At 72.5% G+C, this 15,816-nt stretch carries 14 protein-coding genes; 11 read left to right on the top strand and 3 right to left on the bottom strand.

Translation table 11 applies throughout. From position 1 onward, the window contains the following. The first annotated feature begins 26 nt into the window (after nucleotides 1-26). The 7 genes from QF030_RS11030 to QF030_RS11000 all read left to right on the top strand — a co-directional run bounded on the left by QF030_RS11030 (nucleotide 27) and on the right by QF030_RS11000 (nucleotide 11,044). On the top strand, nucleotides 27-1,100 hold the full coding sequence (locus QF030_RS11030) for an LLM class flavin-dependent oxidoreductase (RefSeq protein ID WP_307162475.1): 1,074 nt from the start codon (nucleotides 27-29) through the stop codon (nucleotides 1,098-1,100). Then, nucleotides 1,097-2,446 carry an NtaA/DmoA family FMN-dependent monooxygenase gene (locus QF030_RS11025; RefSeq protein WP_307162474.1) on the top strand — a complete coding sequence of 450 codons (1,350 nt, stop codon included), beginning with the start codon at nucleotides 1,097-1,099 and terminating at the stop codon, nucleotides 2,444-2,446. The genes QF030_RS11030 and QF030_RS11025 overlap by 4 nt, the downstream gene beginning before the upstream one ends. Before the next feature lie 520 nt (nucleotides 2,447-2,966). Further along, nucleotides 2,967-3,878, top strand: a complete 912-nt coding sequence (locus QF030_RS11020; RefSeq protein ID WP_307162473.1) for a S1 family peptidase — start codon at nucleotides 2,967-2,969, stop codon at nucleotides 3,876-3,878. 201 nt (nucleotides 3,879-4,079) lie between these two features. After that, nucleotides 4,080-4,925, top strand: coding sequence for a slipin family protein (locus tag QF030_RS11015; RefSeq protein ID WP_307162472.1), 846 nt, complete (start codon nucleotides 4,080-4,082; stop codon nucleotides 4,923-4,925). A gap of 247 nt (nucleotides 4,926-5,172) precedes the next feature. Then, a complete protein-coding gene (locus QF030_RS11010; RefSeq protein WP_307162471.1) occupies nucleotides 5,173-6,255 on the top strand; it encodes a S1 family peptidase in 1,083 nt (360 codons plus the stop codon). A gap of 248 nt (nucleotides 6,256-6,503) precedes the next feature. Next, a complete protein-coding gene (locus QF030_RS11005) occupies nucleotides 6,504-10,079 on the top strand; it encodes a DNA polymerase III subunit alpha (protein ID WP_307162470.1) in 3,576 nt (1,191 codons plus the stop codon). Continuing rightward, complete coding sequence (locus tag QF030_RS11000) at nucleotides 10,076-11,044, top strand: DNA polymerase Y family protein (RefSeq protein ID WP_307162469.1); 969 nt, start codon at nucleotides 10,076-10,078, stop codon at nucleotides 11,042-11,044. Before QF030_RS11005 ends, QF030_RS11000 begins: the two co-directional genes overlap by 4 nt. Nucleotides 11,045-11,065: 21 nt before the next feature. Here the strand turns inward: QF030_RS11000 and QF030_RS10995 are convergent, their stop codons facing one another. Next, nucleotides 11,066-11,440 (bottom strand): cupin domain-containing protein, encoded by a 375-nt coding sequence (locus QF030_RS10995; RefSeq protein ID WP_307162468.1) that lies wholly within the window; start codon nucleotides 11,438-11,440, stop codon nucleotides 11,066-11,068. A 148-nt stretch (nucleotides 11,441-11,588) separates the two neighbouring features. Here QF030_RS10995 and QF030_RS10990 point away from each other — a divergent pair, with 148 nt between their 5' ends. Together QF030_RS10990 and QF030_RS10985 are read left to right on the top strand one after the other, a co-directional pair. Continuing rightward, on the top strand, nucleotides 11,589-12,032 hold the full coding sequence (locus QF030_RS10990) for a MarR family winged helix-turn-helix transcriptional regulator (RefSeq protein WP_307162467.1): 444 nt from the start codon (nucleotides 11,589-11,591) through the stop codon (nucleotides 12,030-12,032). Between the two features lie 173 nt (nucleotides 12,033-12,205). Continuing rightward, the gene (locus QF030_RS10985) at nucleotides 12,206-13,075 is read left to right on the top strand and encodes a lipase family alpha/beta hydrolase (RefSeq protein WP_307162466.1); all 870 of its coding nucleotides are present in this window, start codon (nucleotides 12,206-12,208) and stop codon (nucleotides 13,073-13,075) included. A gap of 101 nt (nucleotides 13,076-13,176) precedes the next feature. Here QF030_RS10985 and QF030_RS10980 read toward each other — a convergent pair whose 3' ends face one another. Further along, complete coding sequence (locus QF030_RS10980; RefSeq protein ID WP_307162465.1) at nucleotides 13,177-14,217, bottom strand: lytic polysaccharide monooxygenase auxiliary activity family 9 protein; 1,041 nt, start codon at nucleotides 14,215-14,217, stop codon at nucleotides 13,177-13,179. A gap of 152 nt (nucleotides 14,218-14,369) precedes the next feature. On the opposite strand from QF030_RS10980, the gene QF030_RS10975 reads away from it, so the two are divergent. Continuing rightward, entirely contained in the window at nucleotides 14,370-14,834 is a 465-nt protein-coding gene (locus QF030_RS10975) for a GNAT family N-acetyltransferase (protein ID WP_307162464.1), read from the top strand. Nucleotides 14,835-14,861: 27 nt separating this feature from the next. On the opposite strand, the gene QF030_RS10970 is transcribed toward QF030_RS10975, so the two are convergent. Next, complete coding sequence (locus tag QF030_RS10970) at nucleotides 14,862-14,996, bottom strand: hypothetical protein (protein ID WP_020128204.1); 135 nt, start codon at nucleotides 14,994-14,996, stop codon at nucleotides 14,862-14,864. 140 nt (nucleotides 14,997-15,136) lie between these two features. Here QF030_RS10970 and QF030_RS10965 point away from each other — a divergent pair, with 140 nt between their 5' ends. Further along, nucleotides 15,137-15,751, top strand: a complete 615-nt coding sequence (locus tag QF030_RS10965; protein WP_307162463.1) for a class I SAM-dependent methyltransferase — start codon at nucleotides 15,137-15,139, stop codon at nucleotides 15,749-15,751. Nucleotides 15,752-15,816: the final 65 nt, after the last annotated feature.

The raw sequence follows: 15,816 nt of genomic DNA, 5'->3' as shown, positions 1-15,816 counted from the left end.
CGTCACGGAAGAAAGGGTTCTCCCCCATGACCTCATCGCACGGCCGGGGCCCGCTGCATCTGGCGGCCGCCGTCGACCGGCCGGGGGTGTACGACGCCGGCCCCTACGTCGAGCTGGCGCGGCTCGCCGAACGGGGCGGGCTCGACTTCGTGACGCTGGACGACACCTTCGCCCGTCCAGGGCCCGACGCGTCGGCCGTGCTGTCCCGGGTGGCGCCCGCCACGCGGCGCGTCGGACTGGTGCCCACCCTCACCACCACCCACACCGAGCCCTTCCACGTCCAGGCCACGGTCGCCACCCTCGACTGGGTCAGCCGGGGCCGGGCCGGCTGGCGGATCGACGTCTCCGGCACGGAGGGGGAGGCCCGGCTCTTCGGCCGCCGGCACTCCGCACCGCCGGACGCGCTGTGGCGGGAGGCCGGTGAAGTCGCCGACGTGGCGGCGAGGTTGTGGGACAGCTGGGAGGACGGCGCCGCGACACGGGATGCGCCGACCGGCCGTTTCCTCGACCGCGACAGGCTGCACCACGTTGACTTCAGCGGCGCGGACTTCTCGGTCCGGGGCCCCTCGCTCCTGCCCAGACCTCCGCAGGGCCACCCCGTGCGCGTGGTCGACGCCACCGAGGAGCCCGCCCGGTCCGCCGCCGCCCGTCACGCCGACGTGGCCCTGATCCGGGCGGTGAGCCCCGCCCGGGCCCGCACCCTGCGCGACGGACTGCGGGCCGACGCGGCCGGGGCCGGGCGCGACCCGAACTCCCTGCTCGTCCTGGTGAGTCTGCTGATCGACCTCGGAGACGGCGAGCACGCCGCCGAACCCGGCCACGGCGGAGGCGGCCCCCGGCAGACCGCGCAGGGCCCGCTCTACCGGGGCGGCCCCGTCGACCTCGCCGACCTGATCGCCTCCTGGTACAAGGACGGCACCGCCGACGGCTTCCACCTCGTCCCCGTCGAACCGCGCCGCGATCTGGAGCGGCTGGTCAACGGCACGGTGGCGCTGCTCCAGCACCGCGGGCTGTTCCGCACCTTCTACCCGGGCAGCACGCTCCGCGAGCACCTGGGGCTGGCCCGGCCCGCCAACCGGTACCAAGGGGGAGCGGCATGAGCGGACGGAGACCACGAGGCCCGAGGCCGCCCGGCGCGCACTGCCACCTGGCCGCCTGCTTCCCCGACGCCGACACCACCACCGTCTGGACCGGCCCCGCCGCCGGGTCGCCGATCGAGTTCTCCTCCTTCGAGCACCTCGCCCGGACCGCCGAGCGCGGTCTGTTCGACTTCCTGCTGCTCGCCGAGGGGCCGCGGCCGCGCGAACAGCAGGGCCCCGTCCACGACCGGGACGTGGCCGGCCGCCCCGAGCCGCTCACCGTCCTCAACGCGCTCGCCGCCGTGACCGAACGCCTGGGGCTGGCCGCCACGGCCGACACCACTTTCCACGAGCCGTTCGAACTCGCCCGCCGACTGGCCACCCTGGACCATCTCAGCGGCGGCCGGGCGGCCTGGCGGGTGGCGGCCTCCGCGCACGCCTCCACCGGCGAGAACTTCCGCCGGGGGGACTACCTCGAGCGCGCCGAGCGGTACCCGCGGGCCGCCGAGTTCATCGCCACCGCGAGAAGGCTGTGGGACTCCTGGACACCGGACGGGGCGTCCCAGCCGTTCGCGCACCAGGGCCGGCACTTCGACATCGCCGGGGAGTTCACGGTGCCGCGCCCGCCGCAGGGGCACCCGGTGGTGATCCGAACAGGACGCTCCGGGGAGGCCCGGGAGTGCGCGGCCGCCACCGCGGACGTCGTCCTCGCGCCGCACGGCACGCTGGAGGCCGGGCGCGCCTTCTACGCCGACGTCAAGGGACGGCTGGCCAAGTACGGCCGTACCGCCGCCGATCTGAAGATCATGCCCGGCGTCACCGTCGTCCTCGGGGACACCGCCGCCGAGGCGCAGGAGCGGGCCGCCACGATCAGACGGCGGCTGATCTCCCCCCAGCGCGCCGTCCTCGTCCTGGAGCGGCTCTGGGGCGTCGACCTGTCGGCGTACGACCCCGACGGGCCGCTGCCCGAGTTCGACCCGGTGGCCGACCCGAGGCTCACGCGGGACCTCGCCCGGCACGGCGACGCCGTCGCGACGGCCGGGAAGCTGCGTGCGCTGTCGAAGGAGAAGGGACTCTCCATCCGGCAGACCGTGATCGAGACGAGCGCCCGGCAGTCCTTCATCGGCACGCCCGAGGCGGTCGCCGCCGAGCTGGCGGAGTTCGTGCGCGAGGGCGCCGCCGACGGCTTCGTCCTCGTCCCGCAACTCACACCCGACGGGCTCGACGAGTTCGTCGACCGGGTGGTGCCGCTGCTTCAGGAGCGCGGCGTGTTCCGTACGGAATACGAGGGACACACCTTGCGCTCCCACCTCGGTCTGCCCGTCCCGGCGGGGGACGGGCGGACCACACCTTCCCCCGGCACCTGAAGCGGCCCGGGGGCCCCGGCCCCAGGACTATCCGGAGGGTCGACTTCCGGACACCTCCGGGACCCGGGGGACCGAAGAGGCCGCCGTGGCACTCGCGACGGCCGGCTCCGGTGGGCTGACCGGGCACGGAAAGCCGTACTCCGGCGCACCCGGCGGGGACGGACGCGCGACGGGCGGCTCCGATCGGGCCGTACTGCCTCCGTGCGCCTTGTGGATGCTTTCCCCCGCCCCTGCCCGCCACCGGGGAACACATAGGACGTGGCGGTCGAGGCAGGGGAGCGCAACCTGGTCTGAGCTGGGGCAAGAGGCTGCAAGAGGGCTCAACTCACGCAGTTCGTTGAAGGTCTGACGGCCGAAAGGCGCCCTTGCGCCGACCGGCCGTTCGGCCGAATACTCCCCCTCAGCGCTTGTCAGGGTCACGGCGTGTTCGGAATCCGGACGAACGTCGGTCCCTGGCTGCGCCTCACGGGCCCCGACCCCACACCACGGGCCCCCGACTTCCCCTGGGAGGGAACGAAACGTGAGGATCAAGCGCACCACCCCCACCACCCCCACGAGCGGCATCTCGAGACGGACCCGGCTGACCGCCGTCGCCACCGGACTCGTGGCCGCCGCCGCCATCGCCATCCCCCACGCGAGCGCGGCCGACACCGCCACCTTCAGCACCGCCGAACTGAAGAGCGCCGGCGACTCGGTGCTCCAGGCGGACATCCCGGGCACCGCCTGGGCGGTCGACAGCAAGACCAACCGCCTCCTGGTCACCGTCGACAGCACGGTCTCGGACGCCGAGATCGCGCAGATCAAGGAGCAGGCGGGCAGCAACGCCGGCGCGCTCACGATCAAGCACACCCCGGGCAAGTTCAACAAGCTGATCGGCGGGGGCGACGCCATCTACGGCGGCGGCTACCGCTGCTCGCTCGGCTTCAACGTCGTCAGCGGGAGCACCTACTACTTCCTGACCGCCGGGCACTGCGGCGAGGTCGCCTCGACCTGGTACTCCAACTCCGGTCAGACCACCGTGCTGGGCACGAACAGCGGCTACAGCTTCCCGACCAACGACTACGCGCTGGTCCGCTACACCAACACCTCGGTCGCCAAGGCGGGCACCGCGGGCAACACCGACATCACCAGCGCAGGCAACGCCACCGTCGGCCAGTCGGTCATCCGGGACGGCTCCACGACCGGTATCCACACCGGCCGCGTGACCGCTCTCAACGCCACGGTCAACTACGGCAGCGGCGACGTGGTCTACCAGATGATCCAGACCAACGTCTGCGCCGAGGGCGGTGACTCCGGCGGAGCGCTCTACACCTCCGGCGGTGTGGCGCTCGGTCTGACCTCCGGCGGCAGCGGCAACTGCACCTCGGGCGGTACGACCTTCTTCCAGCCCGTGACCGAGGCCCTGAGCCGCTACGGCGTCAGCGTCTTCTGACCCTCACGCGGAGAACCTGACGCGGGAGCCCCCCCACAGAAGCCCTCGCGCGGGACCGCTCCACCTGGCCTGTGGCCGATCGCAGGCGAGCCCCCGTACGCAACCGGCGTGCGGGGGCTCGCCCTTGCCCCGAGGACGGGGTTACCGTCGAGGTACAGGCAGTGATGCGCGGGCAGTGCTCTGGACCCCTGGGGGCCGGCAATGGTCGAGGAGCTGATGGTGGCGGGCGTCGCGCTGGTGTCCGCCGGAGCGGTGTACGTGGCGGCTGCGGCGCGGGTGGTCAAGCAGTACGAGCGGGGCGTGGTCCTCCGGCTCGGGAAGCTCCGGCCCGAGGTGCGCGGTCCGGGGCTCACCCTGATCCTCCCGGGCATCGACCGGCTCCGGAAGGTCAACATGCAGATCGTCACGATGCCGGTGCCCGGGCAGGAGGGCATCACCCGGGACAACGTCACGGTGCGCGTGGACGCCGTCGTCTACTTCAAGGTGACCTCGCCGGCCGAGGCGGTCATACGGGTGGAGGACTACCGGTTCGCCGTCTCGCAGATGGCGCAGACCTCCCTGCGGTCCATCATCGGCAAGAGCGATCTGGACGATCTGCTGTCCGACCGCGAAAAGCTCAACCAGGGACTGGAGTTGATGATCGACAGTCCGGCCGTGGAGTGGGGCGTCACCATCGACCGGGTGGAGATCAAGGACGTGTCCCTGCCCGAGACGATGAAGCGCTCGATGGCCCGGCAGGCCGAGGCCGACCGTGAGCGGCGGGCCCGGATCATCAACGCCGACGCCGAGCTCCAGGCCTCGAAGAAGCTCGCCGAGGCCGCGAAGGAGATGTCCGAGCAGCCCGCCGCGCTCCAGCTGCGGCTGCTCCAGACGGTGGTGGCGGTCGCCGCCGAGAAGAACTCCACCCTCGTGCTGCCGTTCCCGGTGGAACTGCTGAGGTTCCTGGAGCGGGCCCAGCAGCAACCGCTTCCCCCGACGTCCTCCACACCCCCGACGACATCCCCACCTCCGCCGCCCGCAGCGGGGGCGGGTTCCGGTCAGGTATAGACCTCACCCCCGTGTAAGGGGTTACTCACCCGTAGCGTTTGCAGTGCGAATTCTCCTGTGGTGGCCGGGGGGCGGCCCGGGGTGGTGAAGGCGCAGCGGGCGCGCGGTGTTCACCCTGTGCGCGTCCTGAAGTCGACCTTGTGTGCTCCCTGTGCGGTTCGGAAGAGTGGGCGCCCGTCAACCAGCCTTCCGGCCCGGAGCCGTCCCCCATGACCGCCCGGGCCGACCCCCCACAGGAGGACGCGAGTTGAAGCACCGACGCATACCCGGGCGGCGGATGGTCATGGCGGGCGCGGGTATCGCCGCGCTCGTCGCAGCCGGAGTCACCTTCCAGACTGCGAACGCCAGTGAGCCTGCGAAGACCTCGCAGCCCGCCCCCCTCTCGGCCCTCGCGGCCGGAAAGCTCGCCTCGACGCTCGGTCGGGACCTCGGCGCCGACGCGGCGGGCACGTACTACGACGCGAAGAGCAAGAGCCTCGTGGTGAACGTCCTCGACGCGGTCGCCGCGAAGACCGTCGAGGCGGCCGGCGCCAAGGCCAGAATCGTCGAGAACTCCCTCGCCGAACTGGCCGGCGCCCGGACGACGCTCAAGACGGACGCGTCCGTCCCGGGCACCGCCTGGGTGACCGATCCGACCACCAACAAGGTCGTCGTCACCGCCGACCGCACCGTCTCCGACGCCGCTTGGGCCAAGCTCGCCAAGGTCGTCGACGGGCTCGGTCAGGTGGCCGAACTGCAGCGCATCAAGGGGGAGTTCAAGCCCTTCATCGCCGGCGGCGACGCCATCACCGGCGGCACCGGGCGCTGCTCCCTCGGCTTCAACGTGGTCAAGGGGGGCGAGCCGTACTTCCTGACCGCCGGGCACTGCACCGACGCGATCTCCACCTGGTCGGACCCCTCCGGCGCCGAGATCGGCGCCAACGAGGTGTCCAGCTTCCCGGACAACGACTACGGCCTGGTCAAGTACACCGCCGAGGTCGCCCACCCGAGCGAGGTCGACCTCTACGACGGCTCGGCCCAGCAGATCACCGGCGCCGCCGAGGCCACCGTCGGCATGAAGGTCACCCGCAGCGGCTCGACCACCCAGGTGCACTCCGGCACGGTCACCGGTCTGGACGCCACGGTGAACTACGGCAACGGTGACATCGTCAACGGCCTCATCCAGACCGACGTCTGCGCCGAGCCCGGCGACAGCGGCGGCTCCCTCTTCTCGGGGAGCAGTGCGGTAGGTCTGACCTCGGGCGGCAGCGGCGACTGCACCTCCGGCGGGGAGACGTTCTTCCAGCCGGTGACGGAGGCGCTGTCGGCGACGGGAACGCAGATCGGCTGACGGGCTCCCGCAGCACTCCCGTAGCCACCCTCCGAGCAACCGAAAGTCCCGCCCCGCGCGCGAGGGGCCGGGACTTTACGCGTTCCTGACACGTGTTTCACGGGGTCGGTGTCATGTCCCCGCAGGCCGGGGTGCGGGGTGTTTCCGCAGGTGGGGAGCGCCCGAACGGTTGTCGTACAGATGTTCGGGAATTGGTCTATGGTGGGGGTGGGAAAGCTGGGAACTTATGTTCGATTTAGGAGGTGCGGATGCCGGGATTCACGCATCTGCACACCGCCTCCGGGTTCTCCCTGCGCTACGGCGCCTCGCACCCGGAGCGACTGGCCGAGCGCGCCTCGGAGCGGGGGATGGACGTCCTCGCCCTCACCGACCGCGACACCCTCGCCGGCTCGGTGCGCTTCGCCAAGGCCTGCGCGAAGGCGGGCGTGCGCCCGCTGTTCGGAGTGGACCTGGCGGTGGCGCCCCCCGAGCGGCCGCAGGGCGACGCGTCCGTACGACGGGACAGGCGCCGCACCCCGGTGCGCGGCGGCGCCTTCATCGACGAGTCGGCGCCCCGCGTCACCTTCCTCGCCCGTGACGGCGCCCGGGGCTGGGGCGACCTGTGCCGGATCGTCACGGCCGCGCACGGGGGCGGGGGCACCCCGTCGCTGCCCTGGGCCGAGAACCACGGCGCGGGCCTGACCGTTCTGCTCGGCCCCGGCTCCGACGTCGGCCGCGCGCTCGCCGCGGGCCGGCCGGACCGTGCGGCGAGGCTCCTCACCTCCTGGCGGGAGGTGTACGGCGACGCCCTGCGCCTGGAGGCCGTCTGGCACGGGCGCACCGGTACCGGCCCCGGTTCCCTGCGGCTGGCCGCCCGCACCGTCGGTTTCGCCGCCGAACAGCGGATCCGGCCCGTCCTCAGCAATGCCGTCCGGTACGCCGACCCCGGTCAGGGACCGGTCGCGGACGTCCTGGACGCCGCCCGGCGGCTGGTCCCGGTCGACCCGGCGAAGGGGCTGGACTCCGGGGAGGCCTGGCTCAAGGACGCCGATGCGATGCTGCGCGTGGCCGAGCGGATCGTCGAGGCCGCGGGATACCGGCGCGACACCGCGCACCACCTGCTGGAACAGACGCGGGCGGTGGCCGCCGAGTGCCTGGTCGACCCCGAGGACGACCTCGGCATGGGCGCCGTCCACTTCCCCGAGCCGCATCTCGTCGGCGCGGGCCGTCGCACCGCCCAGCGGACGCTGGCCTCCCGGGCGGCGGCCGGGATGGTGCTGCGCGGCCACTCCGGGAAGCGCGCCTACTGGGAGCGGATGCACCGGGAGCTGGACATCATCGCCCACCACGGCTTCGCCTCGTACTTCCTGACGGTCGCCCAGGTCGTGGACGACGTGCGGGGGATGGGTGTCCGGGTCGCGGCCCGCGGCTCCGGCGCGGGGTCGCTGGTGAACCACCTGCTCGGCATCGCCAACGCCGACCCGGTCGAGCACGGGCTGCTGATGGAGCGCTTCCTGTCCAAGGAGCGGGTCGTGCTGCCCGACATCGACATCGACGTGGAGTCCGCGCGCCGGCTGGAGGTCTACCGGGCGATCATGGGCCGGTTCGGCACCGAGCGGGTCGCGACGGTCGCGATGCCGGAGACGTACCGGGTCCGCCACGCCATCCGGGACGTCGGCGCGGCGCTGTCCATGGACCCGGCCGACATCGACCGCATCGCCAAGTCCTTCCCGCACATCCGGGCGCGCGACGCCCGGGCGGCGCTGGAGGAACTGCCCGAACTCCGGTCGCTGGCGGGCGAGAAGGAGCGGTACGGGCGGCTCTGGGAGCTGGTCGAGGCCCTCGACGCCCTGCCCCGCGGAGTCGCCATGCATCCGTGCGGGGTGCTCCTCTCCGACGCCTCCCTGCTCTCCCGTACGCCGGTCATGCCGACCAGCGGCGAGGGGTTCCCCATGGCCCAGTTCGACAAGGACGACGTCGAGGACCTCGGGCTGCTCAAGCTGGACGTGCTGGGCGTGCGGATGCAGTCGGCGATGGCGCACGCAGTGGGCGAGGTGGAGCGGGCGACGGGGGAGCGGATCGACCTGGACACGTTGGAGGGCGGCGACCCGGCGACGTATCGGCTCATCCGGTCCACCGAGACGCTGGGGTGCTTCCAGATCGAGTCGCCGGGCCAGCGTGACCTGGTGGGGCGCCTGCAGCCGGCCACCTTCCACGATCTCGTCGTCGACATCTCCCTCTTCCGGCCCGGGCCGGTCGCCGCCGACATGGTGCGGCCGTTCATCGAGGCGCGGCACGGGCGGGCGCCGGTCCGGTATCCGCACCCGGACCTGGAGGAGCCGCTGCGGGACACCTACGGGGTCGTCGTCTTCCACGAGCAGATCATCGACATCGTCGCCGTCATGACCGGCTGCGGGCGCGGTGAGGCGGACCGGATCAGGCGCGGGTTGTCGGACGCGGAGTCGCAGGGGCGGATCAAGGTGTGGTTCGCACAGCACGCGGCAGCCCGTGGATACGACGCGGAAACGATTCAGCGGACCTGGGAGATCGTCGAGGCCTTCGGCTCGTACGGCTTCTGCAAGGCGCACGCGGTCGCCTTCGCCGTGCCGACGTACCAGTCGGCGTGGCTGAAGGCGCACCACCCGGCCGCCTTCTACGCCGGGCTGCTCACCCACGACCCCGGGATGTACCCGAAGCGGCTGCTGCTGGCGGACGCGCGGCGACGGGGCGTGCCGGTGCTGCCGCTGGACGTGAACAGGTCGGCGGTCGCCCACCGGATCGAACTGGTGTCTGATTCTGGGCCTGGTCCGTCCGGCGGCTCAGGGCCTGGTCCGTCCGGCCCAGGGCCCGGCCCGGGGGTCTGGGGACTGCGGCTCGCCCTCTCCGACGTGCACGGCATCACCGAGGCCGAGGCGGCACGGATCGCGGACGGGCAGCCGTACGCCTCGCTGCTGGACTTCTGGGAACGGGCACGGCCGAGCCGTCCGCTCGCCGCGCGGCTCGCGCAGGTCGGCGCGCTGGACGCGTTCGGCGCCAACCGGCGTGATCTGCAGCTGCACCTGACCGAACTGCACCGGGGCGCCCGGGGCGCGGGCGGCGGCCAGCTCCCGCTGGCCGGCGGGCGGAAGACCACCCCGGCCGGGCTGCCGGACCTGTCCTCGGCCGAGAAGCTCAGCGCCGAACTGGGCGTGCTGTCCATGGACGCCTCGCGCCATCTGATGGACGACCACCGGAGCTTCCTCGACGAGCTGGGCGTGGTGTCGGCGCGCCGGCTGCGCGAGACCCGGCACGGTGAGACGGTCCTCGTGGCGGGCGCCAAGGCGGCCACCCAGACCCCGCCGATCCGGTCCGGCAAGCGGGTCATCTTCACCACCCTGGACGACGGCACCGGCCTGGTCGACCTCGCCTTCTTCGACGACTCCCACGACGCCTGCGCGCACACCGTCTTCCACTCCTGGCTGCTGCTGGTGCGCGGGGTGGTGCAGCGGCGCGGCTCGCGCAGCTTCAGCGTGGTGGGCGCCGCCACCTGGAACCTCGCCGAACTGCTCGAGGTGCGCCGGGACGAGGGACTGGAAGGGGTCGCGGCCCGGCTGGCCGGCCCCGGCGGCGCCCCTGATGCGGCCGCCCCCGACGCGGACGCCGACGGCCCGGCGCGCAGCCGGCTCGCCGGTTCGGACGGGCTGCCCGCACCGGCGGGCTCGGCCGCCCAGGACGCGATGGAGCGGCGTCGCATCCGCATGTCCACGGGGTACGAGATGCATCCCTGGGCCGATCTGCGCCCCGCGGGTGAAGGAGCCGCGGTGGGAAGGAAGTTGTGGCACCAGAGTCCGGGGAGTGCGGGATGACCATCCTCTGCGTACGTTTCCAGCTGCCTTCGACGGACGAGGCGGCCCTGCCGGCGCTGCTCGGACTGCTGGAGGAGTTCACTCCGGTCGTCCAGGCGCTGCCGCCGGACGGGGCGCTGGCGGATCTGCGCGGCGCCGAACGGTACTTCGGGCGCAGCGCGGTCGAGCTGGCGTCGGTGATCAGAGTGCGCGCGCTCGCGCTGCACGGGGTCGACTGTGTGATCGGCGCGGGTCCCGGCCCGATGGCGGCCCGCGTGGCGCTGCGGGGCGCCCGGCCCGGAGTGACGTGCGAGGTCCCCGGGGGCGGGGTGCGGGAGTTCCTCGCAGAGAAGCCCGTCGTCGCGCTGCCCGGTGTCGGTACGGCGACCGCCCGCACCCTGTGCGAGTACGGCCTCGACACCCTCGGCCGGGTCGCCGCCGCACCCCTGTCCACGCTCCAGCGTCTGGTCGGTGCGAAGGCGGGCCGGGAACTGCACGAGAAGGCGAACGGCGTCGACCGCGGCCGGGTCGTACCGAACGCCGTGTCCCGGTCACTGGCCACCGAACGCCCCTTCGGACGAGACGAGCTGGACCCCGACCGGCATCGCCGCGCGCTCCTCTCGGCCGCCGGGGAACTGGGCGCCCGGCTGCGTGCCGTGGAGAAGGTCTGCCGCACCCTGACTCTCACCGTGCGCTACGCCGACCGCTCGTCCACCACTCGCAGCCGCACCCTCGAGGAGCCGACCGCGCACTCGGCGGTCCTGACGAGAACGGCGTACGGCCTGTACGAGGCCTTCGGTCTCCAGCGTGCCCGGGTCCGGGCGATCGCCCTGCGCGCCGAGGCCCTCGGCCCCGCCGACCAGGCCTCCCACCAGCTCACCTTCGATCCCGTGGACGAGAAGGTCCGCCGGATCGAGGAGGTGGCCGACCGGGTGCGGGCGAAGTTCGGGCCGGGAGCGGTGAAACCCGGGACACTGGCGGCGTGAGGGAACGGCGGCCGGATCGGATCAGTTGGCCCACGGGGGAGTGATCCGGGTCCCGTCGGCCAGCTCCGCCTCCAGGCCGATGGACGTGGTGACCCAGGAGAGCGCGGTGTGATCGGTCGGGTTCTCGACGGCCAGGGTCGCCCCCGGATTGACGATCACCGTGTCGCCGGCCCTGATCCGCTCGGCGCGGCCGTCGAGCGTGAGGATCAGCTCGCCGACGAGCAGATGGAAGATCTCTTCCCGGCTGACGGTGTGCGCGGGCGCCTTCGTCCCGGCGGGGATCTCGCCCCGCCAGGCGCACAGTTCCTTGCTGCCGGTGCGGGGAGAGGCGTACGAGACGAAGCGGGCCCCGTGGATCTCGTGGGTGACGGCGTCGGACGAACGGATGACGGGCATGGGTGTCTCCTGTCGGTTTCGGCTTCGGAGGGCGCTGCTGCTGGTGTGCCGTCGGCGGACGCGGATCCGCATATGGTCAAGCAGCTTGACTATCTGGCTCTATGGTCAAGCTGCTTGACCAATCTGTCAAGGATGTTTCAATGCAGAGGTGCACAACTCCGAAGCCCTCGCCCTGAGCGCCGCCCTGCTCGCCGCCGCGGGTGAACTCACCCGGCGCATCAACGACGGCGTCGTCGCCCGCGGGTTCGAGGCGCGGCCCGCCTACGGCTTCGCCTTCACCCGGCTCGCCCCGGACGGCGCCACGGTCACCGAACTGGGCGCCCACCTGGGAGTCACCAAGCAGGCGGCGAGTCAGCTCGTCGAGGAACTCGTGCGGAAGGGGTACGTCGAGCGCCGGCCGCACCCCGAGGACGCGCGGGCGCGGCTGGTCGTGCTCACCGAGCGCGGCTGGGAGTGCACCAGGGCGGCGGAGGAAGCGGCCGCCGAGGCGGTGCGGGCGTGGGTCGCCGTGCTCGGCGAGGGCGAAGTGCGCGTTCTGTGCGACCGATTGTCGCGCATCGCCCCCGATGGACCCATCCGTCCCACTTGGTGACGGCGTATCAGTGATCCCGGTCGAGCGTGGCTATCGCCGGAAGTTTTTTACCGACGCGTAACTTCACAGCTCAGCTACTCGCCCGTAACTTGACGAGTGAACAGCATCCTCGTGATCCGGGTCACAGGGCGTAAGGCCATCGCACCTCCCTTGAGCCGCAAGGAGATCACCCGATGCTGCCCTGGAAACGCGCGCTCAGACCACTCGCCGCCCTGCTGCTGGCCGCCGCGGCCGTCACCGTCCCCGCCGCCGCGGCACACGCAGACTCCACCGCCACGGCCTCGTCGAGCGGCTGGAACGACTACCGCTGCAAGCCCTCAGCCGCCCACCCACGCCCCGTCGTCCTCGTGCACGGCACCTTCGGCAACTCGATCGACAACTGGCTGGCCCTCGCCCCCTATCTCACGGTCCGCGGATACTGCGTCTTCTCCGTCGACTACGGCCAACTGCCGGGCGTCCCGCTCTTCAACGGCCTCGGGCCCATCGACAAGTCGGCGGCGCAGCTGTCCACCTTCGTCGACAAGGTGCTCGCCGCGACCGGCGCCGCCGAGGCCGACCTCGTCGGCCACTCGCAGGGCGGCATGATGCCGCGCTACTACCTGAAGTTCCTCGGCGGCGCCGCCAAGGTCAACGCACTCGTCGGCATCGCCCCCGACAACCACGGCACCACGCTGGGCGGACTCGCCAACCTGCTGCCCTACTTCCCCGGCGCCGAGGACCTGCTCTCGGCCGCCACCCCCGGTCTCGCCGACCAGGTCGCCGGATCGGCCTTCCTCACCAAGCTCAACGCGGGGGGCGACACCGTCGCCGGCGTCCGCTACACGGTCATCGCCACCCAGTTCGACGAAGTGGTCACGCCGTGGCGCACCCAGTACCTCAGCGGATCCGACGTGCACAACGTCCTGCTCCAGGACCTGTGTCCGGTGGACCTCTCCGAGCACGTGGCGATCGGTCTGCTCGACCGGATCGCCTTCCACGAGGTGGCCAACGCGCTCGACCCGGCCCGCGCCACCGCCACCACCTGCGCGTCCGTCTTCAGCTGACGAGCTGACGAGCTGACGCGCAGGGGTTCCGCCGGGGCCTGTCCGACCTGAGCCGCCGGTCAGGCCCCGGAGTTCCGAAGGGTCCCGAGGGGGACGGCGGCTCAGCGGCCGTGCCGTCCGCCGCTCATCGCCCGCCTGCGCACCGACCCGAACAGCAGCGCCGCGCCCAGCGCCAGGACGGCCGCGCCACCCACCGCGAGATACGGGGCGCCGCCGTCTCCGCCGGTCTCGGCGAGGCTCCTGCCCGGACCCGATCCGGCACCGGCCGCCCTCGGCTCGTTCGCCGTGACGGGCGAACCGGCCGCGGCGGACGGCCCGGCCGTCGCACCGGTCGTCGGGTCCGTCGTCGTGGCGGCGTCGTCGTCTCCGTGACCGTGGTGCTCGATCGTCGACTTGTCGGCACCGTCCTCGATCTGCTCCTCGGAGGGTGCGGAGGCGGACGGCGCGGTACCGGTACCGGTCCCTGTCCCCGCTTCCGTGCCGGTGCCCGCGCCGGTGCCCGGGAAGGTGACGTCCGAGCAGGAGTAGAACGCCTCCGGGCTGTCCGAGCGCTGCCAGACCGCGTACAGCAGCTGCTTGCCGGAACGCTCGGGCAGGGTCCCGGAGAAGGTGTAGAAGCCGCCCGACGCGACCGGGTCGGTGGCCGTCGCCACCGGGTGTTCCAGATCGAGGTCGGACCAGGCCAGCGGCTCGGCGGGGTCGTAACCGGCCTGGGTGAGATAGACCTTGAAGGTGCCCTTGTGCGGGGCGGTCACGCGGTACTTGAAGGTGTACGAGCCGCTGCCGACGCTCGTCGCCGGCCAGTCGGTGCGGGCCAGGTCCAGGCCCCTGAACTCCTCATTGTTCGCGCTGCACAGCCTGCCGTCCGGGATCAGCTCCTGGTGGCGGCCGTTCGCGTCGCCGATGCGGATGCCGTTCCAGTCGTACAGCGCCTGCGTCCCGCCCGCCGCGACCGCGGCCCCGCACGCGGCCGACTCCGGGCTCTCCGGACCTTCCGCGTAGCACTGGGCGACCCGGCTGACCGGATCGCCCATCGACCCGTGCGCCGCCGCGGGCGCGGCGGACAGCAGGGTCAGGGCCGCCGGGATCAGCCCGACGGAGGCGACGGCGGCGACGGCGGCAGCCTTGCGGCGTGCGGGCATGGGGGGACTCCTCGGAACCGGAACAGGTGGTGGCCTGATGTGCGCCGGAACCAAGAAACCGCGAAATCGCCCGCTCGGGGCGGTCCGCGGCGATCTTTAGGGTCGCCTTAAGGAAGCGCTGAGACGGGGATCAGGTAGGTAGCGTTCAGGGCATGACGAACCAGGGGATCCGGCCTGCCACGGCGGCCGACGTACCGGCCGTGAAGGCAGTGACGGACGCGGCGTACACGCCGTACATCGAGCGCATCGGTCAGGCGCCGCAGCCCATGGCGGCGGACCACGCGGCCGATGTGGCCGCGGGGAAGGTGTTCGTGACCGACGAGCCGCCCGGGGGCGGCGGGGTGGCCGGCCTGGTGGTGGTCGAGGCGTTCACCGACCACCTGTTCCTCGACAGCCTCGCCGTCCGTCCCGACGCCCGCGGCAAGGGCGTCGGGCGGCGGCTGCTGCACTTCGTGGACGCGCACGCGCGGGCGCTGGGCCTGCCCGAGGTCAGGCTCTACACCAACGCGATGATGTGGGAGAACCAGAAGATCTACCCGAAGTACGGTTACGTGGTCGTGGAGCGGCGGGTGGACGGGCCGTACGACCGCGTCCACTACCGCAAGCGGCTCGACTGAAAGCGGCTGTGCCGAGAGCGGCGCTGCTCAGCCGTCCGGCCACCAGGTGCGTGCGATGTCCTTGCGCACCTCGGGTCGACCGGCGGGCCGTTCGTCCACCTCGTCGCGGATCCGGCGGGAGTCCGTCTTCTTCAGGGGCTTCTGCACGGTCGTACGGCGCATGGCTGCCTCCTTCAGGAGCTACCGGGTTCCGCGTTCGCACGGAGGTAGACCCTTTCGGGGAGACTTCCTCATCGGCCCCCCTTCTGTCAGTGGCGGCTGTCACGATTCGATGGTCAGTGGTGGGTGTCACTCTTGGGCACATGAGGGAAAACAGTGACGAAGCGATCGCGCCGGGTGTCGACTGGGACGCGGCGGCGACCGCCTTCGACGAGGAGCCGGACCACGGTCTGCGCGAACCCCAGGTGCGCGCCGCCTGGGCCCGGCGGCTGTGCGACTGGCTGCCCGAGCGCGGCTGTGACCTCCTCGACCTGGGCTGCGGCACCGGGAGCCTGTCGCTCCTCGCGGCCGAGCAGGGACACCGGGTGACGGGCGTCGACCTGTCCCCGGCCATGATCGACCTGGCCCGCGCCGAGCTCGCCGGGCGTGACGCGGTGTCCCTCCTCGGTGACCCGGGGGCGCCGCCGGTCGGTGAGCAGCGCTTCGACACCCTGCTCGTACGGCATGTGCTGTGGACCCTGCCCGACCCGGCCCGGGCCCTGCGGCACTGGCGTGGCCTGGTGCGGCCCGGTGGGCGGCTCGTGCTGGTCGAGGGCGTGTGGGGGAGTGTCGCCCCGGTCGGCATACCGGCGGACCGGCTCACCGCTCTGCCGGCCCCGCTGACCGACGACACGCGCGTCGAGCGGCTGTCGGAGGACGCGCAGCTGTGGGGCGGGGCCGTGGCGGACGAGCGGTACGCGGTGGTGGCGACGGTGTGAGGCGGCGGGCCGTCGGCTCGCGCGGGGTACGTCCGGTGTCCGCCGGCCACCCGGCCGCGCGCGCC

This window comes from Streptomyces rishiriensis (assembly GCF_030815485.1).
Taxonomy (GTDB): domain Bacteria; phylum Actinomycetota; class Actinomycetes; order Streptomycetales; family Streptomycetaceae; genus Streptomyces; species Streptomyces rishiriensis_A.
The sequence above is the reverse complement of the archived record's forward strand: the minus strand, read 5'-3'. Positions and strand labels throughout refer to the sequence as shown.